Genomic DNA, 22,977 nt, shown 5'->3' with positions numbered 1-22,977 from the left:
CCGTCGTAGGAGCCGGTTGCCTGCCGGCTCCTACCTTCAACACAGAAATGATTACCCGCAAAAAAAATAATTAGTGGGAGTACTTCTTCATGCAAGCGACCAAGCCGACCCACGTCCGCTATTTGATCCTGCTCATGCTGTTTCTGGTGACGACGATCAACTATGCCGACCGGGCCACTATCGCCATCGCAGGCTCCAGCCTGCAAAAAGACCTCGGTATCGACGCGGTCACCCTCGGTTACATCTTCTCCGCATTCGGTTGGGCCTACGTGGCTGGGCAAATTCCCGGTGGCTGGCTGCTGGACCGGTTCGGCTCGAAAAAAATCTATGCCTTGAGCATCTTCACCTGGTCTTTGTTCACCGTGCTGCAAGGCTATGTTGGTGAGTTCGGGGTTTCCACCGCAGTGGTCGCGTTGTTCATGCTGCGCTTTCTGGTGGGCCTGGCTGAGGCGCCGTCGTTTCCCGGAAATGCGCGTATTGTCGCAGCGTGGTTTCCTACGGCGGAGCGCGGTACGGCGTCGGCCATCTTCAACTCGGCGCAGTACTTCGCCACCGTGCTGTTTGCGCCGCTGATGGGCTGGATCGTCTTCACCTTCGGCTGGCAGCACGTGTTTATCGTGATGGGCGTGATCGGCATTCTGTTTTCGCTGATCTGGCTCAAAGTGATCCACAGCCCGCGCCAGCATCCGATGATCAACGAAGCCGAGTTCAATCACATCGCGGCCAATGGTGCGATGGTCGATATGGATCAGGATAAAGGCAAAGGCAAGAAAACCGACGGCCCGAAGTGGAATTACATCCGCCAGTTACTGACCAATCGCATGATGCTCGGCGTGTACCTGGGCCAATATTGCATAAACGGCATCACGTACTTCTTCCTCACCTGGTTCCCGGTGTACCTGGTGCAGGACCGTGGCATGACCATCCTCAAGGCCGGCTTCATTGCGTCGTTGCCGGCGATCTGCGGGTTTATCGGCGGCGTGCTCGGTGGGGTGATTTCCGATTACCTGCTGCGCAGGGGCCATTCGCTGACCTTCGCGCGCAAGGCGCCGATCATTGGCGGGCTGTTGATTTCCAGCAGTATCGTGGCTTGCAACTACGTGGATATCGAATGGATGGTGGTCGGCTTCATGGCCCTGGCGTTCTTCGGCAAGGGCGTTGGCGCACTGGGTTGGGCGGTGGTGTCCGACACCTCGCCGAAACAGATCGCCGGCCTCAGTGGCGGCTTGTTCAATACCTTCGGTAACCTCGCGTCGATCACCACGCCGATCGTCATCGGTTACATCATCAGCACCACCGGCTCGTTCAAGTGGGCCCTGGTGTTTGTCGGCGCCAACGCGCTGGTGGCGGTGTTCAGCTACCTGGTCATCGTTGGCCCGATCAAGCGTGTAGTACTCAAAGAGCCTCCAAGCAAGGGGCCTGAGCTGACCCATCTGTCCGAAGCGCATTCCTGAGGGGCCGTGTGATGCAATTGATTGAACATGCCGATTCGCCACGCTCGATTCGTTTGCACGAGCGCGACAACGTGGTGATCGTGGTCAACGATCAGGGGGTACCGGCCGGGACCGAGTTTCCGGACGGCCTGGTGACGCTGGAGTTTATTCCCCAGAGCCACAAGGTGACCCTGGAAGATATTCCCGAAGGCGGTCGGATCATTCGTTATGGCCAGACCATCGGGTATGCCTTGGCGCCGATTCCACGTGGCAGTTGGGTGCAGGAAGATCAACTGCGCATGCCCACCGCGCCACCGCTGGACAGCTTGCCGCTGTCCACCGAGGTCCCGCAAACCCAGGCGCCGTTGGAGGGCTTTACGTTCGAGGGCTATCGCAACGCCGATGGTACCGTGGGGACGCGCAATATCCTCGGTATCACCACCACGGTGCAGTGCGTCACGGGCGTGCTGGATCATGCGGTCAAGCGCATCAAGGACGAATTGCTGCCCAAGTATCCGCACGTTGACGACGTGGTGGCGCTCACCCACAGCTACGGCTGCGGCGTGGCGATCACCGCGACGGATGCCTATATCCCGATCCGCACGGTGCGCAACCTGGCACGCAACCCCAACCTGGGGGGCGAAGCGCTGGTGATCAGCCTGGGTTGCGAGAAATTGCAGGCCGGGCAAGTGATGCATGAGCACGACAGTTCCGTCGACCTGAGCGAGCCGTGGTTGTACCGCCTGCAGGACGCCAGCCACGGCTTCACTGAAATGATCGAGCAGATCATGGCGCTGGCCGAAACCCGCTTGAAGAAGCTCGACCAGCGTCGTCGTGAAACCGTGCCGGCCTCCGAGCTGATCCTGGGGATGCAATGCGGGGGCAGCGATGCGTTTTCCGGCATCACCGCCAACCCGGCGCTGGGGTACGCCTCGGACTTACTGTTGCGGGCCGGGGCGACGGTGATGTTTTCCGAAGTGACTGAAGTCCGAGACGCCATCTACCTGCTGACTTCTCGCGCACAGAGCGAGGACGTTGCTCGGGAGCTGGTCAGGGAAATGGACTGGTACGACCGTTACCTGGCCAAGGGCGAGGCGGATCGCAGCGCCAATACCACGCCAGGCAATAAGAAGGGCGGGTTGTCGAACATTGTCGAGAAGTCTTTGGGGTCTATTGTCAAATCCGGCAGCAGTGCGATCAACGGCGTGCTTGGCCCCGGCGAGCGATTCAAGGGCAAGGGTCTGATTTTTTGCGCCACGCCGGCTAGTGATTTTGTGTGTGGCACCTTGCAACTGGCGGCGGGAATGAACCTGCATGTGTTCACCACCGGGCGTGGCACGCCGTATGGGCTGGCGATGGCGCCCGTGGTGAAAGTGTCGACGCGCACGGAGTTGGCGCAGCGCTGGCCGGATCTCATCGATATCGACGCCGGGCGCATTGCCACAGGGCGCGCGAGTATCGAGGAATTGGGCTGGGAGTTGTTTCACTTCTACCTGGACGTGGCCAGCGGCAAGAAGCAGACGTGGGCCGAACGGCATAAGCTGCATAACGACATCACCCTGTTCAATCCTGCGCCTATCACCTGAACTTGCCTTGTAGTGAGCGGGCTTGCCCCGCGCTGGGCGGCAAAGCCGCCCCAATCGCCGCGGTGTTTCAGAAAGACCGAAGCGCTTGGGATTAGGGCCGCTTCGCAGCCCATCGGGAGCAAGCCCCCTCCCACAGTGACAGCGTTAAGCCTTGACTGGCTGGTATTAGGGCGTGCCTCGCCCTCAACCCAGGCGCCTCGGTCTTTCTGAAGCGTCTTGGGAGGGCTCGTTGGGGCGGCTGCGCCACCCAGCGCGGGGCGAGCCCGCTCACTACAACCGGACGGGGTGGCCTGTGGTGGCTTATCATTGGCTACCTGACGACGTCGACCAAGGTTCTCCCCGGCATGCTGGCTATTTTCTTCACCACCCTCACCATCACGGCGCCGGTGTTTGCCATGCTGTTCCTTGGTGTGCTGCTCAAGCGCATCAACTGGATCAACGACAACTTTATCCACACTGCCTCGTCCCTGGTGTTCAACGTCACCATGCCGGCGCTGCTGTTCCTGGGCATCCTGCATGCCGATCTGCATTCGGCGCTCAAGCCGGGTTTGCTGATCTACTTTGCCGTTGCCACCTTGCTCAGCTTTGCATTGGCCTGGGGTTGGGCGATTGTTCGTTGCCCGCGTGAAGACCGGGGCATTTATACCCAGGGTGCGTTTCGCGGCAATAACGGGGTCATCGGCCTGGCGCTGGCAGCCAGCATGTACGGTGACTACGGCATTTCCCTGGGCGCTATCCTCGCGGCGTTGGTGATCCTGTTCTACAACACGCTGTCGACCATCGTGCTGGCGGTGTATAGCCCGGTGATCAAGTCCGACCCGTGGAGTATCTGCAAAAGTGTGCTGGCCAACCCGTTGATCATCAGCGTGATTGCGGCCGCGCCGTTTGCGATGTTCAAGATCGGCCTGCCGGGTTGGCTGGAGTCTTGCGCCCGGTATTTGGCGGACATGACCCTGCCGCTGGCGTTGATCTGCATCGGTGGCACCTTGTCGCTGGCAGCGCTGCGCAAGAGTGGCAACATGGCGCTCAGCGCCAGCCTGGTAAAAATGCTCGGCTTGCCGCTGGTGGCGACGCTAGGCGCCTGGTTGCTGGGCTTCCGGGGGCCGGAGCTGGGCATTCTGTTTCTGTACTTCGGCGCGCCGACGGCCGCTGCGAGTTTCGTGATGGCCAGGGCGGCCGAGGGCAATCATGAACTGGCGGCGGCGATTATCGTGATCACCACGCTGATGGCGGCGGTGACCACGAATATCGGGATCTTTGTGTTGCAGGCAGGCGGCTGGATCTAACCTTCCTTCTGGTAGCTGTCGATGACTTCCTGGGCCGCACGAAACGCATCGATCGCCGCCGGCACCCCGGCATACACCGCGCAATGCAGCAGCGCTTCGCGAATTTCTTCGACGGTGCAGCCATTATTCAGTGCGCCCCGCACATGGCCTTTGAGCTCCTGCGGGCATTTGAGCGCGGTCAGGGCGGCGAGGGTGATCAGGCTGCGCGTCTTCAGGGGCAAGCCTTCGCGATTCCACACGCTGCCCCACGCGTGCTCGTTGACGAAATCCTGCAACGGTTGGGTGAACTCGGTGGCATTGCCCAGGGCGCGTTCGACGAACGCGTCGCCCATGACTTGGCGACGCATTTCAACCCCGGGCTTTTTCTGATCGGTCATTGCGATTCCCTCTTGTGTTGACGACGCCAGGCCCGTAGCGATGTGAACAACAGCAACGCCACCAGCACCGGCAGGACGTAGTACAGCATCAATTGTTCGAGCTTATTGGCCAGGGGCATGCCGGTGGTGAACGCCATCACATGCAGGCCATACGCAAGGTACAGTCCCAGCAGCACCAGGCCTTCGGCGCGAGTGACGCGGTAACCGGTATAGAACACCGGCAAGCACAGGGTGATTGCGCCGAGCATCACCGGCAGGTCGAAGTCCAGGGCGTTGGGTGACACCGACAGTGGCGACGGTGCGATCAACGCCGTAAAACCCAGTACGCCCAGCAAGTTGAACAAATTGCTGCCAATCACGTTGCCCACGGCTATTTCCCGCTCGCCACGCAGGGCTGCAATCAACGAGGTGGCGAGGCACGGCAGAGAGGTACCGACGCCGATCAGCGTGAGGCCGATGATGCGTTCCGACAGGCCCAGGTCACCGGCCACATCCACCGCTGCGCCCAGCAGCAAATGCCCGGCCAGCACCAGCACCAGGAACCCGCCCAGCATCAGCAATACGCTACTCAGCCAAGGCGCTTGGGCCACGGTATCCCGTGTACGTGGGCGGCGTGAGTGGCGGGTCTGGTAATGCAACAGGCCCAGATAGCCCGCCAGGGCGGCGAGCAACAGCAGGCCATCGAAGGGTGTCAGCGCTTCGTTGGCTGCCAGCGCAAAGACCAGCAGCCCGGCGAGGATCATGACCGGGATGTCCAGGCGAACCAGTTGTCGTGACACTCGCAATGGAATGACCAGGGCGGACAAACCCAGGGTCACCAGGATGTTGAAGATGCTGCTGCCGATTACGCTACCCACGGCAATATCGGTGTTGCCGGCCACGGTAGCTTGCAGGCTGACGGTCATCTGCGGCGCGCTGCTGCCGAAGGCGACGATACTCAAGCCGATGATCAGCGGCCGTACCTTGAGGCTGGCGGCCAGGCGCACGGCGGCACGCACCAGGATTTCGGCACCGACGATCAGCAGCAACAGGCCGCTGATCAGTTCGGCCAGGCTCCAGGGCGAGAGTGCGTTCAATCCAAAAATACTCAAGGCGGCCTCGATCAGTTGCTCATGGCTTGCACACGAACCCGTGCGGTGCCGCTGCCCAGCATACCCAGTTGCTCGGCTGCTTTGCGCGACAGATCGATCAAGCGCCCTCGGGTATGCGGGCCACGGTCATTCACGCGTACCACCACGGATCTGTTGTTGGCGAGGTTGGTCACCCTGACCCGGGTGCCGAAGGGCAGGCGCCGGTGGGCGGCCGTCAGGGCGTTCTGGTTGAAGGGTTCACCGCTGGCGGTTCTTTTGCCATGGTGCTTGGCACCGTAATAGGAGGCGGTGCCAGTTTCGTCGTAGCCGTTGGGGTCAATGAGGCCGCTGGCGCAACCGGTCAACAGGGAGAACAGGGCCAGGAGGCCGAATAGACGCTTCATTTCCAGGTATCCCCCTATCAAATGTGGGAGGGGGCTGGCCCCCGATAGCGGTGAGTCAGTCCATAAAATTGCTGACTGATACACCCTCATCGGGGGCAAGCCCCCTCCTACAGTAGACCGAGCTCACCCGGTCTCTTCATCGCTGTCAGCCTTCGAGCTTGCTTTTCAGCAGTTCGTTCACCTGTTGCGGGTTGGCCTTGCCTTTGGATGCTTTCATCGCCTGACCGACAAAGAAGCCGAACATCTTGCCGCGTTTGGCTTCGTCGGCCGCACGGTATTGTTCGACCTGCTCGGCGTTGGCCGCGAGCATTTCGTCGAGAACGGCGGAAATCGCACCGCTGTCGGTCACTTGCTTGAGGCCACGCTGCTCGATGATCTCGTCGGCGCTGCCTTCGCCTGCGGCCATGGCTTCAAACACGGTCTTGGCGATTTTGCCGGAGATCGTGTTGTCCTTGATACGCAGCAGCATGCCGCCCAGTTGCTCGGCTGTGACTGGGGCCTCGTCGATTTCCAGGCCCTGTTTGTTCAACAGGCTGCCCAGCTCGACCATCACCCAGTTGGCCGCCAGTTTGGCGTCACCGGCGATGCTCAGCACTTTTTCGAAGTAGTTGGCTTGTTCGCGGCTGGACGCCAGGACGCTGGCATCGTAGACCGACAGGCCGAACTGCTCCTGGAAGCGCTCGCGTTTCTGCTGCGGCAGTTCCGGCAGGGTGCTGCGGATGTCATTGAGGAACGAGTCCTCCAGCACGACCGGCAACAGGTCCGGGTCGGGGAAGTAACGGTAGTCGTTGGCTTCCTCCTTGCTGCGCATGGCGCGGGTTTCGTCTTTGTTCGGGTCGTACAGGCGGGTCTGCTGGATGACCTTGCCGCCGTCTTCGATCAGTTCGATCTGGCGACGCACTTCGCTGTTGATCGCCTTTTCGATGAAGCGGAACGAGTTGACGTTCTTGATCTCGCAGCGGGTGCCGAATTCGACCTGGCCCTTTGGGCGGACCGACACGTTGCAGTCGCAACGCAGCGAACCTTCGGCCATGTTGCCGTCGCAGATGCCCAGGTAGCGCACCAGTGCGTGGATCGTCTTGACGTAGGCTACGGCTTCCTTGGCGCTGCGCATGTCCGGCTCGGACACGATCTCCAGCAGCGGCGTGCCGGCACGGTTCAAGTCGATGCCGGTAGCCCCCGGGAATTCTTCGTGCAGGCTTTTGCCTGCGTCTTCTTCCAGGTGGGCGCGGGTTACACCGACACGTTTGATCGTGCCGTCTTCCAGGGGAATGTCCAGGTGGCCCTTGCCGACGATCGGCAGTTCCATCTGGCTGATCTGGTAGCCCTTGGGCAGGTCCGGGTAGAAGTAGTTCTTGCGCGCGAACACGTTGTGCTGGCCGATCTGGGCGTCAATCGCCAGGCCGAACATCACCGCCATGCGTACCGCTTCCTGGTTCAGCACTGGCAGTACGCCGGGCATGCCCAGGTCAACCAGGCTGGCCTGGGTGTTGGGCTCTGAGCCGAACGTGGTGGCGCTACCGGAGAAAATCTTCGATTGGGTGGCGAGCTGGGTATGAATCTCCAGCCCGATCACAACTTCCCATTGCATAGTGTTCTCCTCAGAAGCCGGTAGGGGTGCGAGTGTGCCAGTCAGTGTTCAACTGGTACTGGTGCGCCACATTGAGCAGGCGGCCTTCCTGGAAATACGGTGCGAGCAATTGCACGCCCACCGGCAGGCCGTCGACGAAACCGGCCGGCATGGACAGACCAGGCAAGCCCGCGAGGTTGGCGGTGATGGTGTAGAAATCTTCCAGATACTCGGCGATCGGGTCGTTGTTCTTGGCGCCGATCTTCCACGCCGGGTTAGGCGTGGTTGGGCCGAGAATCACGTCGACTTCATTAAAGGCGCTCATGAAGTCGTTCTTGATCAGGCGACGGATTTTTTGCGCCTTGAGGTAGTACGCATCGTAGTAACCAGCCGACAGCGCGTAGGCACCCACCATGATCCGGCGTTGTACTTCCACGCCAAAGCCTTCGCCACGCGAGCGCTTGTACAGGTCGGTCAGGTCTTTCGGGTTTTCGCAGCGGTAGCCGAAGCGCACACCGTCGAAACGCGACAGGTTGGAGGAGGCTTCCGCCGGGGCGATCACGTAGTAGGCCGGAATCGCGTGCTGGTTGTTCGGCAGGCTGATTTCCTTGATCACGGCGCCGAGCTTTTCCAGCTCCTTGATGCTGTTGTGCACCAGCTCGTTGATACGTGGGTCGAGGCCTGCGCTGAAGTATTCCTTCGGCACGCCGATACGCAGGCCCTTGATCGACGTAGTCAGGCTGGCGCTGTAGTCCGGCACTGGCTCATCGATGCTGGTGGAGTCCTGTTTATCGAAGCCTGCCATGCCTTGTAACAAAATTGCGCAGTCTTCCGCTGTCCGAGCCAGCGGGCCGCCCTGATCCAGGCTGGACGCGTACGCGATCATGCCCCAACGGGAAACACGACCGTAGGTCGGCTTCAGGCCAGTGAGGTTGGTGAACGCGGCAGGCTGGCGGATCGAACCGCCGGTGTCGGTGGCGGTGGCGGCCGGCAGGAAACGTGCGGCGACGGCCGCAGCCGAGCCCCCGGACGAGCCGCCGGGCACATGCTCCAGGTTCCACGGGTTTTTTACTGCGCCGTAGTAGCTCGACTCGTTGGCCGAGCCCATGGCGAATTCGTCCATGTTGGTCTTGCCCAGGGTTACGGCCCCGGCGGCGGCCAGCTTGGCGACTACGGTGGCGTTGTAGGGCGCCTTGAAGTTGTCGAGCATCTTCGAGCCGCAGCTGGTGCGAATGCCCTGGGTGCAGAACAGGTCTTTGTGGGCGATCGGTGCGCCCAGCAGTGCGCCTTGTTCACCGTTGGCGCGACGCTCGTCGGCGGCCTTGGCCTGGCTCAAGGCCAGTTCCTCGGTGAGGCTGATGAAGCTGTTGACCTTGGGATCGTGCTCGGCGATGCGCGCCAGCAGGGTCTTGGTCAGCTCTTCGGAAGAAAACTTTTTGTCGGCGAGACCGCGGGCGATCTCGGCCAGAGTCATGTGATGCATGAAAGGCTCTTTCCCTTTAGTCGATGACTTTCGGAACCAGATACAGGCCGTTTTCGACCGCTGGCGCGATGGACTGGTAAGCCTCGCGGTTATTGCGCTCGGTCACGACGTCTGCGCGCAGGCGCTGGCTGGCTTCCAGCGGGTGAGCCAGGGGCTCGATACCGTCGGTATTCACGGCCTGCATTTGGTCAACCAGCCCGAGAATGCTGTTCAGGGCTGCGGTGGTCTGTGGAAGATCGGCGTCATTCAGGCCAAGCGAGGCCAGATGCGCGATTTTTTCCACGTCGGAGCGTTCAAGCGCCATGGGATTCTCCAGTGGAAAACAGAACGGAGGGCGTCCGTGTGTTAGATTGTCGGAACACTACCGCATTTCTACGGTCATATGGCCGCGATTGTGGGGGTTGGTGCACAGAAAGTCGGCCAATTTAGCACATTGGCGCCTTGCCCAAAATCCCTGTCGTTGTTAGAGTTTGCCGCACTTTTTTACCCACGCGTTGCCTAGGGTCCCTTTCCCATGTTCAAGAAACTGCGTGGCATGTTTTCCAGCGATCTTTCCATTGACCTGGGCACTGCCAACACCCTTATTTACGTGCGCGAGCGCGGTATCGTCCTGAATGAGCCATCGGTTGTGGCTATTCGGACCCATGGTAATCAGAAAAGTGTCGTTGCCGTCGGCACCGAGGCCAAGCGCATGCTCGGCCGTACACCAGGCAATATTGCTGCCATTCGTCCGATGAAGGACGGCGTGATCGCCGACTTCAGCGTCTGCGAGAAGATGCTGCAGTACTTCATCAACAAGGTTCACGAAAACAGTTTTCTGCAGCCCAGCCCTCGCGTGCTGATCTGCGTTCCATGCAAGTCCACCCAGGTGGAGCGTCGTGCCATCCGTGAGTCGGCCCTGGGGGCCGGTGCCCGCGAAGTGTTCCTGATCGAAGAGCCTATGGCTGCCGCTATCGGCGCCGGCCTGCCGGTTGAGGAAGCGCGCGGTTCGATGGTGGTCGATATCGGTGGCGGTACCACTGAAATCGCCCTGATTTCCCTGAACGGTGTGGTGTATGCCGAATCCGTGCGCGTAGGCGGCGACCGCTTCGACGAAGCGATCATCACCTATGTACGTCGTAACTACGGCAGCCTGATCGGTGAATCCACCGCCGAGCGCATCAAGCAGGAAATCGGTACCGCTTACCCGGGCGGCGAAGTGCGCGAAGTCGATGTTCGCGGCCGTAACCTGGCCGAAGGCGTTCCACGTGCCTTCACCCTGAACTCCAACGAAGTGCTGGAAGCTCTGCAAGAGTCCCTGGCCACTATCGTTCAGGCAGTGAAAAGCGCTCTGGAGCAATCGCCGCCGGAATTGGCTTCCGATATCGCCGAGCGTGGCCTGGTGCTGACCGGTGGTGGCGCGTTGTTGCGTGACCTCGACAAGTTGCTGGCCCAGGAAACCGGTCTGCCGGTGATCGTCGCCGAAGACCCGCTGACCTGCGTTGCCCGCGGTGGTGGCCGTGCACTGGAAATGATGGATAAACACACCATGGACCTGCTCTCCAGCGAATAAGATCGCCAGGATGGTTCATGCTTCGTCGGCAGGCAGCACTTTGCAGTGCTGCCTGTTGGCGTTTATCTTCTTCAATCTGCATCCAGGCCGGTTAGATGCCGTATGAATAAAGAGAACATTTGCCTGGGAGGAGCGGCTTATTAAACCGCTTTTCGCCAAAGGCCCCTCATTGGGCGTGCGCTTATTGGTGCTGGTCGTGCTTTCGGTCGCGCTGATGGTGGTCGATGCCCGCTTTGCGCTGCTCAAGCCTGTGCGTAGCCAGATGTCGCTGGTGCTGATGCAGACCTACTGGATCACCGACCTGCCGCAACGTCTCTACCAGGGCGTGGCCAGCCAATTCGGCAGCCGCACCGAGCTGGTTGCCGAGAACGAAAAACTCAAGACTGAAAACCTGCTGCTGCAGGGGCGCCTGCAAAAGCTCGCGGCCCTTACCGAGCAGAACGTTCGGCTGCGCGAGTTGCTCAATTCTTCCGCACTGGTCAACGAGAAGGTCGAAGTGGCCGAGTTGATCGGCATGGACCCCAACCCGTTTACCCATCGCATCATCATCAACAAGGGTGAGCGCGACGGTGTGGTCCTTGGCCAGCCGGTGCTCGATGCCCGTGGCTTGATGGGCCAGGTGGTTGAGCTGATGCCCTACACCTCGCGGGTATTGTTGCTGACCGACACGACCCACAGCATCCCGGTGCAGGTCAACCGTAATGGCTTGCGTGCAATCGCCAGCGGCACCGGCAATCCGGAGCGCCTGGAACTGCGGCATGTGGCCGATACCGCCGACATCAAGGAAGGCGACCTGCTGGTCAGCTCCGGTCTCGGCCAGCGGTTCCCCGCCGGCTACCCGGTGGCGACGGTCAAGGAAGTGATCCACGATTCCGGCCAGCCGTTCGCCATTGTTCGCGCCGTGCCGACCGCCGCCCTCAACCGTAGCCGTTACCTGCTGCTGGTCTTCAGTGACAACCGCACGCCGGAAGAGCGCGCCAATGACGCCGCGCAGGCCCAAGAGGCGGAAGACAAGCAAAACGGTACGGCGCCGATCATTCCGGCGACGGTGCCGAAGCCCGCGTTCGTAGGGCCGCCTGCGCCGGCAGCCGCTCCGGCGGCGCCCGTAGCAACCCCGGCCAAGCCGGCCGCCCACAGTGCGCGGCCAGCCAAACCGGCAGCAGCTAAACCACCGGCCGCGACGCCAGCCGCCAGGCCGGCGGCAACCACCCCGGCAACCACCCCGGCAACTACGCGGCAGAGGGAGGAATAATGGCCGGTACTCATTCGCGCAATGGCTGGATCGTCTGGCTAACCTTTGCCATCGGTTTGCTGCTCAGCGTGTCGCCACTGCCGCAATTCATGGAGATCCTGCGCCCACTGTGGCTGGCATTGCTGCTGGCCTTCTGGTCGCTGAACCTGCCGCACAAAGTGGGCATGGTCACTGCGATGTTTCTGGGCTTGGCGGAAGATGTGCTCTATGGCACTTTGCTTGGGCAGAACGCGTTGATCCTGACCCTGATTACCTTTCTGGTGCTGTCGTTGCAACAGCGCCTGCGCATGTTTCCGATGTGGCAGCAGTGCTTGGTGATCCTGGTGATCTTCGGCCTGGCGCAGTTGGTGCAACTATGGCTCAGCGCCTTGACCGGTAACCGCCAGCCAACCCTGGCATTGGTGTTACCGGCTCTGGTCAGTGCGCTACTGTGGCCCTGGATCAGTTTCGGCCTGCGCGGCCTGCGTCGTCGTTATAAAATCAATTGAATGGATTGCGAGGCTCTGCCTGGTTATCGAACTCTACAGGGAGAGTCTGGAATGAATTCGCTTTATCTGGCCTCGGGCTCTGCGAGGCGACGTGAGCTGCTGACCCAGATCGGTGTGCCTTTCACCGTGGTCAGCGCCGCTATTGATGAAACTCCTCTTGCAAACGAACCCGCCGTTGCCTATGTCGAGCGTCTTGCGCGTGGCAAGGCCATGGCAGGTTTTGCTGCGCTTGAACATTCTTTCGGCGCATGTGTGTTGGGTGCCGACACGGCTGTGATCGTCGACGGCCAGATCCTCGGCAAGCCGGTGGATCAGGCCGATGCGCTGGCGATGTTGCTGGCGCTTTCTGATCGCGAGCATGAAGTCCTCACCGCGATTGCTGTTACTGATGGGCTGCGCTGCGTAACCCAATGTGTAAGCAGCCGTGTACGTTTTCGCGGGGTTTCTGTCGAAGAGGCTACAACTTACTGGCACAGTGGCGAACCTCAGGACAAGGCGGGGGGCTATGCTATTCAAGGGTTGGGCTCGGTATTTGTGACCGGTCTCAATGGCAGTTATTCCGCCGTGGTCGGCTTGCCGGTGTGCGAAACCGCGCAACTGCTTGGCCAATTCGGCATACCCTGTTGGCAAAACCTCACCGTGCGCTGATCGCTTGACTCCAGCGCCCAGCCTTAAGCGATCGGCCACTATTGTGAAAACGCCTGAACGAGACCCAGCCATGAGTGAAGAGATTCTGATCAATATCACGCCGATGGAATCGCGCGTGGCGGTGGTAGAGAACGGTGTTCTGCAAGAAGTGCATGTCGAGCGCACCCAGAAGCGCGGGATCGTCGGCAATATCTATAAAGGCAAAGTGGTGCGCGTGTTACCGGGGATGCAGGCAGCGTTCGTCGATATCGGCCTGGACCGTGCTGCGTTTATCCATGCCTCGGAAATTTCCCTGCGCGAAGGCCCGGCGGTGGAAAGCATCAGTGCTCTGGTGCATGAAGGGCAGAGCCTGGTCGTGCAAGTCACCAAGGACCCCATCGGCTCCAAGGGCGCACGCCTGACCACCCAGCTATCGATTCCATCACGCTACCTGGTGTACATGCCCCGTACTGCCCATGTCGGCATCTCGCTGAAAATCGAAGACGAAGCCGAGCGTGAGCGCCTGAAAAAGGTCGTCAGTGATTGTGTGGCCGCTGAGGGCATCAAGGAAGCGGGTGGTTTTATCCTGCGCACGGCCGCTGAAGGCGCCGGCGCGGATGAGATCCTGATGGACATCCGTTACCTGCGGCGTTTGTGGGACCAGATAGGCGCGCAGATCAAGACCGTTGGCGCACCGAGCGTCATCTATGAAGACCTGGGCCTGGCGCTGCGCACCCTGCGCGACCTGGTCAGCCCAAAGATAGAGAAAATTCGCATCGACTCGCGGGAAACCTTCCAGCGCACCACGCAGTTTGTTGCCGAACTGATGCCGGAAATTGCCGATCGCCTGGAACACTACCCTGGCGAACGTCCAATCTTTGACCTGTATGGCGTCGAAGATGAAATTCAGAAAGCCCTGGAGCGCAAGGTGCCACTCAAGTCCGGAGGCTATCTTGTGGTAGACCCGGCAGAAGCCATGACCACCATCGACGTGAATACGGGCGCGTTCGTAGGGCACCGCAACCTGGAAGAAACCATCTTCAAGACCAACCTCGAAGCGGCTACGGCGATCGCCCGCCAACTGCGCCTGCGCAACCTCGGTGGCATCATCATCATCGACTTCATCGACATGGAAGACGAAGAGCACCAGCGTCAGGTGTTGCGCACGCTGGAAAAGCAGCTGGAGCGCGATCACGCCAAGACCAATATCATCGGTATCACCGAGCTTGGCCTGGTGCAGATGACCCGCAAGCGTACCCGTGAAAGCCTTGAGCAGGTGCTGTGCGAGCCTTGCAGCAGTTGCCAGGGGCGCGGCAAGTTGAAGACCCCAGAAACGGTTTGCTACGAGATTTTCCGGGAAATCTTACGGGAGGCGCGAGCCTACCAGGCCGAAGGCTATAGAGTGCTCGCCAACCAGAAAGTGGTCGATCGATTGCTGGATGAGGAGTCCGGTAACGTCGCGGAGCTGGAAGGTTTTATCGGGCGCACCATCCGTTTTCAGGTTGAAACCATGTATTCCCAGGAACAATACGACGTGGTGCTGCTCTGATCCCCATTCGCTTTCTTTCCGTGAGACCGGCAGGCCATGATCTGCCGTCCGCCAACTGCCTTGAGGGTCGCCTGACATGGAGCGTCTGATACGCTTTTTTGCCGCTTTGACCCGTTGGGGCCTGGGCCTCTGTGCGCTGCTGCTGGTAATGGCGGCGGTCTACGTGAGCCTGGGTCGTGAACTGACGCCGCTGGTGGCCGAATACCGTGCGCAAGTTGAGGCCAAGGCCCAGGCCGCGGTTGACATGCCCCTGCACATTGGCAGCCTCGAGGGGCGCTGGAGTGGCTTCGCCCCGGTATTGCTGGCCCACGACGTGATGGTCGGTGAGGGCAGCAGCGCCCTGCGCCTGGATCAGGTCGAAGTGGTGCCGGATATCTGGGCCAGCCTGATGGCCCTTGAAGTGCGCATCGCCCATCTGCAAGTCAGTGGGCTGCAATTGAGCGTCAAGGAAGACAAGGACGGTCACTGGGCCTTGCAAGGTCTGCCGGTACGGGATGAACAGCCACTGGACCCCGGGCAGTTGTTGACGCGCATGCAAATGGTCAAGCGCGTGTCGCTGTTGGATAGCCAGGTCACCCTCCAGCCGTTCGATCAGGCGCCGCTGACCATGACTTACGTCGGCTTGAGCCTGCACACCGGCATGACTCGGCAACGTTTGGATGCACGCTTGACGTTGCCTGACGGTCAACCGCTTGCCGTCAGCCTGCGCAGCCGCATTCGCGCCAGCCAATGGCAAGACGCAGAAGTCGAAGCCTATCTCAGCCTGCCCCAGAGCGACTGGGCCAAATGGATTCCCGCGAAGCTGACCCGGCAATGGAAGCTCACGCAGTTCCAGGCCGGCGGTGAGTTCTGGTTGAGCTGGGCCAAAGGTACTGTCCAAAGTGCTGCTGTGCGTCTCAACTCTGCGCAAGTGAAGGGCAGCTACGCCGATCGCAAGCCTGTGCATATCGAAAATCTGGCCCTGACCGCTTATCTGCAACGCAGTGATAGCGGCCTTAAGGTGCTGTTCGATTCGCTCGCGATGAACCTGGGCGATACCCGCTGGGAATCGCACATGCAATTGCAGCAAACCCTGGCCACGGACAAGGACCAGGAGGTCTGGAAGCTCCAGGCCGATCGCCTCGATCTGACGCCTATCACCCCTTTGTTGAATGCCTTGGCGCCGTTGCCGGAAGGCTTCGCCAAGACCCTGGAGCATCTGAAGGCCACGGGGGTACTGCGTAATGTACTGGTGGATCTGCGCCCCCAGGACACCACCGACCAGAAAGTCAGCTTCGCCGCCAACCTTGAGCGCATCGGCTTTGATGCTTATTTCGGTGCGCCGGCCGCGCGTAACGTGTCCGGTAGTATCAGCGGCGACCTGGGCCATGGCGAATTGCGCATGGACAGCAAGGACTTTTCCCTGCATCTGGACCCGATTTTCGCCAAGCCTTGGCAGTACATCCAGGCCAATGCGCGACTGACCTGGAAGCTGGATAAAGAAGGCTTCACCCTGATAGCGCCTTACATCAAGGTGCTGGGCGAGGAAGGCAAAATCGCTGCCGACTTCCTGATTCGCCTGCATTTCGACCATAACCAGGAAGACTACATGGACCTGCGGGTCGGCATGGTTGATGGTGATGGTCGCTTCACCCCCAAGTATCTGCCCGCCGTACTCAGCCCGTCGCTGGATGAGTGGTTGCGCACAGCGATTCTCAAAGGGGCGGTTGACCAGGGTTTCTTCCAGTACCAGGGCTCGCTGAACCACGACGCGCTGCCGGCTTCGCGCAATATCAGCCTGTTCTTCAAGGTGCATGATGCCGAGTTGGCGTTCCAGCCGGGCTGGCCTCATGTGGGCAAGGTCGACGGTGAAGTGTTCGTCGAGGAGAGCGGTGTGCGTATTCTGGCCAGCAAGGGCCAGTTGCTCGACACCAAGGTCAAGGATGTCTATGTCAATATTCCCCACGCACCTGCCGGCCAGGACAGTCACCTGCTGCTGACCGGAGGGTTTGCCGGTGGCCTGGGTGATGGTCTGAAAATCCTTCAGGAAGCGCCGATAGGCACAGCCTCGACCTTCGCCGGTTGGAAAGGCGAGGGCGATCTGCAAGGCAGCCTGGACCTGGATGTTCCGTTGGCCAAGGGGAACGACCCCAAGATCGTGGTGGACTTCAAGACCGACAAGGCCCGCCTGCAACTGGCCGAGCCGCCACTGGACCTGACCCAGCTCAAGGGTGACTTCCGCTTCGACAGCGCCAAGGGCCTGAGCGGCCAGAACATTTCGGCGCAGGCGTTCGACCGTCCCATCACTGCGCAGATTGTTGCCGATGGCAAGCCCGGCAATATCAGCACCCGCGTGACCGCCAAAGGCCAGGTCACGGTGAAGCGTCTGACGGATTGGTTGAAGATCAGCCAGCCATTACCGGTTTCCGGCGACATACCTTACCAACTGCAGCTGACCCTGGATGGCGCTGACAGCCAACTCATGGTCAGCTCCAATATGAAGGGCGTTGCAGTAGATTTGCCCGCCCCCTTTGGCATGCCTGCCAGCCAGGGGCGTGACAGCGTCTTTCGCATGACTTTGCAAGGTGCCGAGCGCCGCTATTGGTTCAGTTACGGCGAGTTGGCGAGTTTCACCTTTGCGGCGCCACCCGACAAGCTCAATGACGGTCGTGGCGAGTTGTTCCTCGGCGATGGCAACGCGTTATTGCCCGCGAACAAAGGCCTGCGCATTCGCGGGGTGCTGTCGGAACTGGATATCGACCCATGGAAAAAACTGGTTAACCGTTACGCGGGCAACGATCCGGGCGGCAGTGCCAAGCAACTGCTCAGTGGTGCCGATTTCAAGGTGGGCAAGCTGACCGGCCTTGGCTCCCAGTTGGATCAAGTCAGCCTGCAGCTCGACCGCAAGCCTGCTGCGTGGGGCTTGCAGCTCGACAGCCAGCAGGCCAAAGGCACGGTGAACCTGCCGGACGCCAAGGGCGCGCCGATTGCGATCAACCTGCAGTACGTGAAATTGCCTGCGGTGGACCCAACGGTACAGGCGGACGAAAACGCTCCTGACCCGCTGGCTGATATTGATCCCAAGGATATTCCGGCACTGGATATCGCCATCGACAAGCTGTTCCAGGGGCCGGACCTCGTGGGGGCCTGGTCGCTGAAGATCCGGCCGACCGCCAAGGGCCTGGCATTTACCGACCTGGATCTGGGCCTCAAGGGTATGCTGCTCAAGGGCGCCGGTGGCTGGGAAGGTGCGCCAGGGGCCAGCTACAGTTGGTACAAAGGGCGCCTGGATGGCAAGAACATCGCCGATGTGCTGAAGGGCTGGGGCTTTGCGCCGACGGTGACCAGCGAGGACTTCCACCTGGACGTGGATGGCCGTTGGCCGGGTTCACCGGCGTGGGTCGGGCCCAAGCGCTTCTCCGGCAGCCTCGATGCCTCGTTCCGTAAAGGTCAGTTTGTGGAAGTGGAGGGCGGCGCCCAGGCGTTGCGGGTGTTCGGCCTGTTGAACTTCAACTCCATCGGTCGTCGTTTGCGCCTGGACTTCTCGGACCTGCTCGGCAAGGGCTTGAGCTATGACCGAGTCAAGGGGTTGCTGGCGGCCAGTGACGGAGTCTTCGTGACCCGTGAGCCGATCACCATGACCGGGCCGTCGACCAATCTGGAACTCAACGGCACCCTGGACCTGGTGGCTGACCGCGTGGACGCCAAGTTGCTGGTGACTTTGCCTGTAACCAACAACCTGCCCATTGCGGCGCTGATTGTCGGTGCGCCGGCCATTGGGGGGGCGTTGTTTCTGATCGACAAATTGATCGGTGACCGTGTTTCGCGCTTCGCCAGCGTGCAATACAAAGTGGAAGGGCCTTGGAAAGACCCGAAAATCACGTTCGACAAACCATTTGAAAAACCAAACTGAGAGACTGTGGAGTAGCATGGCCCTATGCCAATCATGGAGTGTGGGCCCATGTCCTTTGCGGTAATTCAAATGGTCAGCCAGAGCGATGTGCTGGCCAACCTGATCCAGGCCCGGCGCTTGCTGGAACAAGCGGCGATGGGCGGTGCGACGCTTGCCGTGCTGCCGGAAAACTTCGCGGCCATGGGGCGTCGTGATGTGGCCGATATCGGTCGCGCCGAGGCCTCGGGTGAAGGCCCGATCCTGCCGTGGTTGAAACAGACAGCCCGCGACCTCAGCTTATGGATAGTGGCCGGTACATTGCCATTGCCACCCGAGGGCCAGCCGAATGCCAAGCCCAACGCCTGCTCGCTGCTGATCGACGATCAGGGCCAGATCGTCGCCCGTTACGACAAGCTGCACTTGTTCGATGTCGATGTCGCCGATGCCCGTGGTCGTTATCGGGAGTCTGACGACTATGCTTTCGGTGGCAAAGTGGTGGTGGCGGATACACCGGTGGGTCGACTGGGGCTGACCGTGTGTTATGACCTGCGTTTCCCCGAGCTGTACAGTGAGTTGCGCGCAGCGGGCGCAGAGCTGATCAGCGCACCCTCGGCTTTTACTGCGGTGACGGGAGCGGCGCATTGGGATGTGTTGATTCGCGCACGCGCCATCGAGACCCAATGCTACGTGCTGGCGGCCGCACAAGGCGGCGTGCACCCCGGGCCGCGGGAAACCTTTGGGCATGCGGCGATTATCGACCCTTGGGGGCGAGTGCTGGCACAACAGGATCAAGGCGAAGCGGTGTTGTTGGCCGAGCGCGATAGCAGTGAACAGGCGTCGATACGGGCGCGCATGCCGGTGGTGAACCATCGGCGCTTTTTCTCGCAGGGCGCCCAGCGGCCTGCTTCAGAATGATGAATTTAAGGCCAAACCTATGAGCGAGTTGTTGTCCTCAGTCAGTGAACACCTCCTGGCACCCGGTGGCGTGACCATCGAAAGCTTGCAAACCGTGCTGGGCGATCTGGCCGGGCCGGGCATCGACGCAGCCGACCTGTATTTCCAGGGGCAGATTTCCGAGTCGTGGGCTCTTGAAGACGGCATCGTCAAGGAAGGCAGCTTCAACCTGGACCAAGGGGTCGGCGTGCGCGCGCAATCGGGTGAGAAGACCGGTTTTGCTTACAGCAACGCAATCACCCTGGAAGCCCTGGGCCTGGCGGCCCGTGCGGCGCGTTCGATCTCTCGTGCCGGTCAAAACGGCACGGTACAGGCGTTCAGCACCCAGGATGTGGCGCAGCTCTACGCACCGGATAACCCTTTGGAAGTCATCAGTCGTGCAGAAAAGGTTGAGCTGCTCAAGCGTGTCGACGCGGCCACCCGAGCCCTGGACCCGCGCATTCAGCAGGTGACCGTGAGCATGGCCGGTGTGTGGGAGCGTGTCCTGGTGGCGTCCACCGATGGTGGGCTGGCGGCGGATGTGCGGCCGTTGGTACGTTTCAATGTCAGCGTGATCGTTGAGCAGAACGGCCGTCGCGAGCGCGGCGGCCATGGCGGCGGCGGGCGTACCGACTACCGCTATTTCCTGGCTGACGACCGTGCCATGGGCTACGCCCGGGAAGCGCTGCGCCAGGCATTGGTCAACCTGGAGGCCATTCCGGCACCAGCGGGGACTTTGCCGGTGGTCCTGGGTTCGGGTTGGTCCGGGGTTTTGCTGCACGAAGCGGTGGGCCATGGGCTGGAAGGCGACTTCAACCGTAAGGGTAGCTCCGCCTACAGCGGACGCATGGGCGAGAGGGTGGCTTCCAAACTATGCACCATCGTCGATGACGGCACCCTGGCCGGCCGCCGTGGCTCGCTGAGTGTTGATGATGAAGGTACACCGACCGAGTGCACCACCCTGATCGAGAACGGCGTACTCAAAGGCTATATGCAAGACAAACTCAACGCGCGCCTGATGGGTGTGGCACGTACCGGCAACGGCCGCCGCGAATCCTATGCGCACCTGCCGATGCCGCGCATGACCAATACCTACATGCTGGGAGGCGAAAGCGACCCGGCGGAAATCATCGCTTCGGTGAAACGTGGGATCTACTGCGCCAACCTTGGCGGCGGCCAGGTGGATATCACCAGCGGCAAGTTTGTGTTTTCCACCAGCGAGGCGTACCTGATCGAGGACGGCAAGATTACCGCGCCGGTCAAGGGGGCGACGTTGATTGGTAACGGGCCGGAGGCCATGAGCAAGGTGTCGATGGTCGGTAATGACCTGTCGCTGGACAGTGGCGTCGGTACGTGCGGGAAGGACGGGCAGTCGGTGCCGGTGGGTGTCGGCCAGCCAACGCTGAAAATTGATGCGATTACCGTCGGGGGTACGGGGTCGTAAGCCGGGGAGCTTCGGGTGGCGAAGGTCGCCACCCGGGGAAGAGGATCAGCGCAGGCCGCGCTGCGTCTCGTCCAGCTCACGGATGTACTTGAAGATTTTACGGCTGGTGGCCGGCGCCTTGTTGTGCGCCAGTTCGTGTTGGGCCTGACGGATCAGGGAACGCAGTTGCTGGCGATCCGCTTCCGGGTAGTCCACCACGAATTTCTCCAGCACGGCGTCGTCGCCCGATATCAGGCGGTCACGCCAACGTTCCAGGTTATGGAAGCGTTCGTTGTACTGGCGAGTGGAGGCATCGGTTTGATCAAGCAAGGCCAGAATCGCGTCAGTATCCTGATCGCGCATCAGCCTGCCGATAAACGCGATATGCCGTTTACGCGCGATATTCGCGGTGTGCTTGGGCGCATCCGCCAGCGCCCGGCGCATTTCGTCGGTCAGTGGCAGTTTCGCAATCAAGTCTTTCTTGAGCGTTGTAAGGCGCTCGCCAAGGTCAACCAGAGCATGCAGCTCGCGTTTGACCTGGGATTTGCTTTTCTCCCCATCGAGGGAGTCGTCGTAAGAATCAACCATGGTGGCAGTCCGCAAAGAAACGCCGCCATGATAACCAGTCGGGGGCCGCTTGTCCGGCCCGGTCGCTCGATGGCCTTAACCGAAAGCAGAATTTGAGTGGAGAAAACCATGAGTGCAGCCCAAAGCGTCGGTCCGCAAGCTTTACCGGCACTGCAGGAACAAGTCGAGCAGATCCTTGCCGAGGCCAAGCGCCAGGGGGCCAGCGCCTGTGAGGTGGCGGTGTCGCTGGAGCAAGGGCTGTCTACGTCGGTGCGTCAGCGCGAAGTGGAAACCGTCGAGTTCAACCGCGACCAGGGTTTTGGTATTACTTTGTATGTGGGGCAACGCAAGGGCTCGGCCAGCACGTCGGCCAGCGGCCCGGAGGCGATTCGCGAGACCGTCGCGGCTGCCTTGGCCATCGCCAAGCACACCTCTGAAGATGAAAGCTCGGGGTTGGCCGACAAAGCGTTGATGGCTAAGGACTTGAAGGATTTCGACCTGTTCCATGCCTGGGATATCACGCCTGAGCAAGCGATCGAGCAGGCGCTGAAGTGCGAAGCGGCTGCGTTTGACGCCGATGCCCGCATCAAGAACGCCGATGGCACCACTTTGAGTACGCATCAGGGCTGCCGCGTTTACGGTAACAGCCACGGTTTTATCGGTGGTTACGCGTCCACCCGTCATAGTTTGAGCTGCGTGATGATCGCCGAAGCCAATGGCCAGATGCAGCGTGATTACTGGTACGACGTGAATCGCCAGGGCGATCTGCTGGCGGACCCGGTCAGCATCGGCCAGCGCGCTGCACAACGCGCTGCCAGCCGGTTGGGTGCGCGCCCGGTGCCGACCTGTGAAGTGCCGGTGCTGTTTTCGGCGGAACTGGCTGGGGGGTTGTTCAGCAGTTTCCTGGGGGCGATTTCCGGCGGCAACCTGTACCGCAAGTCCTCGTTCCTTGAAGGCGCAATCGGCCAGAAGTTGTTCCCTGAGTGGATGACCATCGACGAGCGCCCTCACCTGATGCGTGCCATGGGCAGTTCGGCGTTCGACGGTGATGGCCTGGCGACGTATGCCAAGCCGTTTGTCGAGAAGGGCGAGCTGGTGTCCTACGTGCTGGGCACTTACGCCGGGCGCAAGCTTGGCTTGCCGAGTACTGCCAACTCCGGTGGCGTGCATAACCTCTTTGTGACTCACGGTGCCGAAGACCAGGCTGCCTTGCTGCGTCGTATGGGCCGGGGCCTGCTGGTGACCGAGTTGATGGGCCATGGTTTGAATATGGTGACGGGTGATTACTCTCGAGGCGCGGCGGGTTTCTGGGTGGAAAACGGTGAGATTCAGTTTGCCGTCCAAGAAGTGACCATTGCCGGCAATATGCGTGACATGTTCAAGCAGATCGTGGCAGTGGGTAATGACTTGGAGCTGCGCAGCAACATTCGCACGGGGTCGGTACTGATCGAGCGGATGACCGTCGCCGGCAGCTGATCACACAGCGCTTCATAAAAAAGCACGCCA

19 protein-coding genes are annotated in these 22,977 nt (G+C 60.8%); 12 read left to right on the top strand and 7 right to left on the bottom strand.

What is annotated here, in order from left to right:
* Positions 1-89 precede the first annotated feature (89 nt).
* From ACQRBT_RS04890 to ACQRBT_RS04880, 3 genes are all read left to right on the top strand, one after another.
* On the top strand, positions 90-1,454 hold the full coding sequence (locus ACQRBT_RS04890) for an MFS transporter (RefSeq protein ID WP_060754924.1): 1,365 nt from the start codon (positions 90-92) through the stop codon (positions 1,452-1,454).
* A gap of 11 nt (positions 1,455-1,465) precedes the next feature.
* On the top strand, positions 1,466-3,019 hold the full coding sequence (garD, locus tag ACQRBT_RS04885) for a galactarate dehydratase (RefSeq protein WP_104995520.1): 1,554 nt from the start codon (positions 1,466-1,468) through the stop codon (positions 3,017-3,019).
* Positions 3,020-3,363: 344 nt separating this feature from the next.
* Positions 3,364-4,305: an AEC family transporter gene (locus ACQRBT_RS04880; RefSeq protein WP_060754926.1), complete on the top strand. Its 942-nt coding sequence runs from the start codon at positions 3,364-3,366 to the stop codon at positions 4,303-4,305.
* Here ACQRBT_RS04880 and ACQRBT_RS04875 read toward each other — a convergent pair.
* From ACQRBT_RS04875 to gatC, 6 genes are all read right to left on the bottom strand, one after another.
* Positions 4,302-4,682, bottom strand: coding sequence for a carboxymuconolactone decarboxylase family protein (locus tag ACQRBT_RS04875; protein WP_060754927.1), 381 nt, complete (start codon positions 4,680-4,682; stop codon positions 4,302-4,304). The genes ACQRBT_RS04880 and ACQRBT_RS04875 overlap by 4 nt on opposite strands.
* Positions 4,679-5,734: a calcium/sodium antiporter gene (locus ACQRBT_RS04870; protein ID WP_161548353.1), complete on the bottom strand. Its 1,056-nt coding sequence runs from the start codon at positions 5,732-5,734 to the stop codon at positions 4,679-4,681. The genes ACQRBT_RS04875 and ACQRBT_RS04870 overlap by 4 nt, the downstream gene beginning before the upstream one ends.
* 50 nt (positions 5,735-5,784) lie before the next feature.
* Positions 5,785-6,156, bottom strand: a complete 372-nt coding sequence (locus ACQRBT_RS04865) for a septal ring lytic transglycosylase RlpA family protein (RefSeq protein WP_060754929.1) — start codon at positions 6,154-6,156, stop codon at positions 5,785-5,787.
* 145 nt (positions 6,157-6,301) lie between these two features.
* Positions 6,302-7,747: an Asp-tRNA(Asn)/Glu-tRNA(Gln) amidotransferase subunit GatB gene (gatB, locus tag ACQRBT_RS04860; RefSeq protein ID WP_060754930.1), complete on the bottom strand. Its 1,446-nt coding sequence runs from the start codon at positions 7,745-7,747 to the stop codon at positions 6,302-6,304.
* A gap of 10 nt (positions 7,748-7,757) precedes the next feature.
* A complete protein-coding gene (gene gatA, locus ACQRBT_RS04855; protein WP_412047013.1) occupies positions 7,758-9,209 on the bottom strand; it encodes an Asp-tRNA(Asn)/Glu-tRNA(Gln) amidotransferase subunit GatA in 1,452 nt (483 codons plus the stop codon).
* Positions 9,210-9,225: 16 nt separating this feature from the next.
* Entirely contained in the window at positions 9,226-9,513 is a 288-nt protein-coding gene (gene gatC, locus ACQRBT_RS04850; RefSeq protein ID WP_003188556.1) for an Asp-tRNA(Asn)/Glu-tRNA(Gln) amidotransferase subunit GatC, read from the bottom strand.
* A 210-nt stretch (positions 9,514-9,723) separates the two neighbouring features.
* Here gatC and mreB point away from each other — a divergent pair, with 210 nt between their 5' ends.
* From mreB to tldD, 8 genes are all read left to right on the top strand, one after another.
* Positions 9,724-10,761: a rod shape-determining protein MreB gene (mreB, locus tag ACQRBT_RS04845; protein ID WP_002555108.1), complete on the top strand. Its 1,038-nt coding sequence runs from the start codon at positions 9,724-9,726 to the stop codon at positions 10,759-10,761.
* 139 nt (positions 10,762-10,900) lie between these two features.
* On the top strand, positions 10,901-12,013 hold the full coding sequence (gene mreC, locus ACQRBT_RS04840; protein ID WP_412047025.1) for a rod shape-determining protein MreC: 1,113 nt from the start codon (positions 10,901-10,903) through the stop codon (positions 12,011-12,013).
* Positions 12,013-12,501, top strand: coding sequence for a rod shape-determining protein MreD (gene mreD / locus ACQRBT_RS04835; protein WP_003171788.1), 489 nt, complete (start codon positions 12,013-12,015; stop codon positions 12,499-12,501). Before mreC ends, mreD begins: the two co-directional genes overlap by 1 nt.
* Before the next feature lie 51 nt (positions 12,502-12,552).
* A complete protein-coding gene (locus ACQRBT_RS04830; RefSeq protein WP_412047014.1) occupies positions 12,553-13,149 on the top strand; it encodes a Maf family protein in 597 nt (198 codons plus the stop codon).
* Between the two features lie 70 nt (positions 13,150-13,219).
* Positions 13,220-14,677 (top strand): ribonuclease G, encoded by a 1,458-nt coding sequence (gene rng / locus ACQRBT_RS04825; RefSeq protein ID WP_010567681.1) that lies wholly within the window; start codon positions 13,220-13,222, stop codon positions 14,675-14,677.
* Between the two features lie 76 nt (positions 14,678-14,753).
* Complete coding sequence (locus tag ACQRBT_RS04820) at positions 14,754-18,569, top strand: YhdP family protein (protein WP_412047015.1); 3,816 nt, start codon at positions 14,754-14,756, stop codon at positions 18,567-18,569.
* Between the two features lie 48 nt (positions 18,570-18,617).
* Positions 18,618-19,463, top strand: a complete 846-nt coding sequence (locus ACQRBT_RS04815; RefSeq protein WP_412047016.1) for a carbon-nitrogen hydrolase family protein — start codon at positions 18,618-18,620, stop codon at positions 19,461-19,463.
* Positions 19,464-19,482: 19 nt separating this feature from the next.
* Positions 19,483-20,925, top strand: coding sequence for a metalloprotease TldD (tldD, locus tag ACQRBT_RS04810; RefSeq protein WP_060754936.1), 1,443 nt, complete (start codon positions 19,483-19,485; stop codon positions 20,923-20,925).
* A gap of 45 nt (positions 20,926-20,970) precedes the next feature.
* Here the strand turns inward: tldD and yjgA are convergent, their stop codons facing one another.
* On the bottom strand, positions 20,971-21,492 hold the full coding sequence (gene yjgA / locus ACQRBT_RS04805) for a ribosome biogenesis factor YjgA (RefSeq protein ID WP_060754937.1): 522 nt from the start codon (positions 21,490-21,492) through the stop codon (positions 20,971-20,973).
* A 108-nt stretch (positions 21,493-21,600) separates the two neighbouring features.
* Here yjgA and pmbA point away from each other — a divergent pair, with 108 nt between their 5' ends.
* Positions 21,601-22,947 carry a metalloprotease PmbA gene (pmbA, locus tag ACQRBT_RS04800; protein WP_060754938.1) on the top strand — a complete coding sequence of 449 codons (1,347 nt, stop codon included), beginning with the start codon at positions 21,601-21,603 and terminating at the stop codon, positions 22,945-22,947.
* The last annotated feature ends 30 nt before the right edge of the window (positions 22,948-22,977 follow it).

Source organism: Pseudomonas sp. R19M, assembly GCF_050312585.1.
Lineage (GTDB): Bacteria > Pseudomonadota > Gammaproteobacteria > Pseudomonadales > Pseudomonadaceae > Aquipseudomonas > Aquipseudomonas palleroniana.
This window is presented reverse-complemented; position numbering and strand designations above follow the sequence as displayed.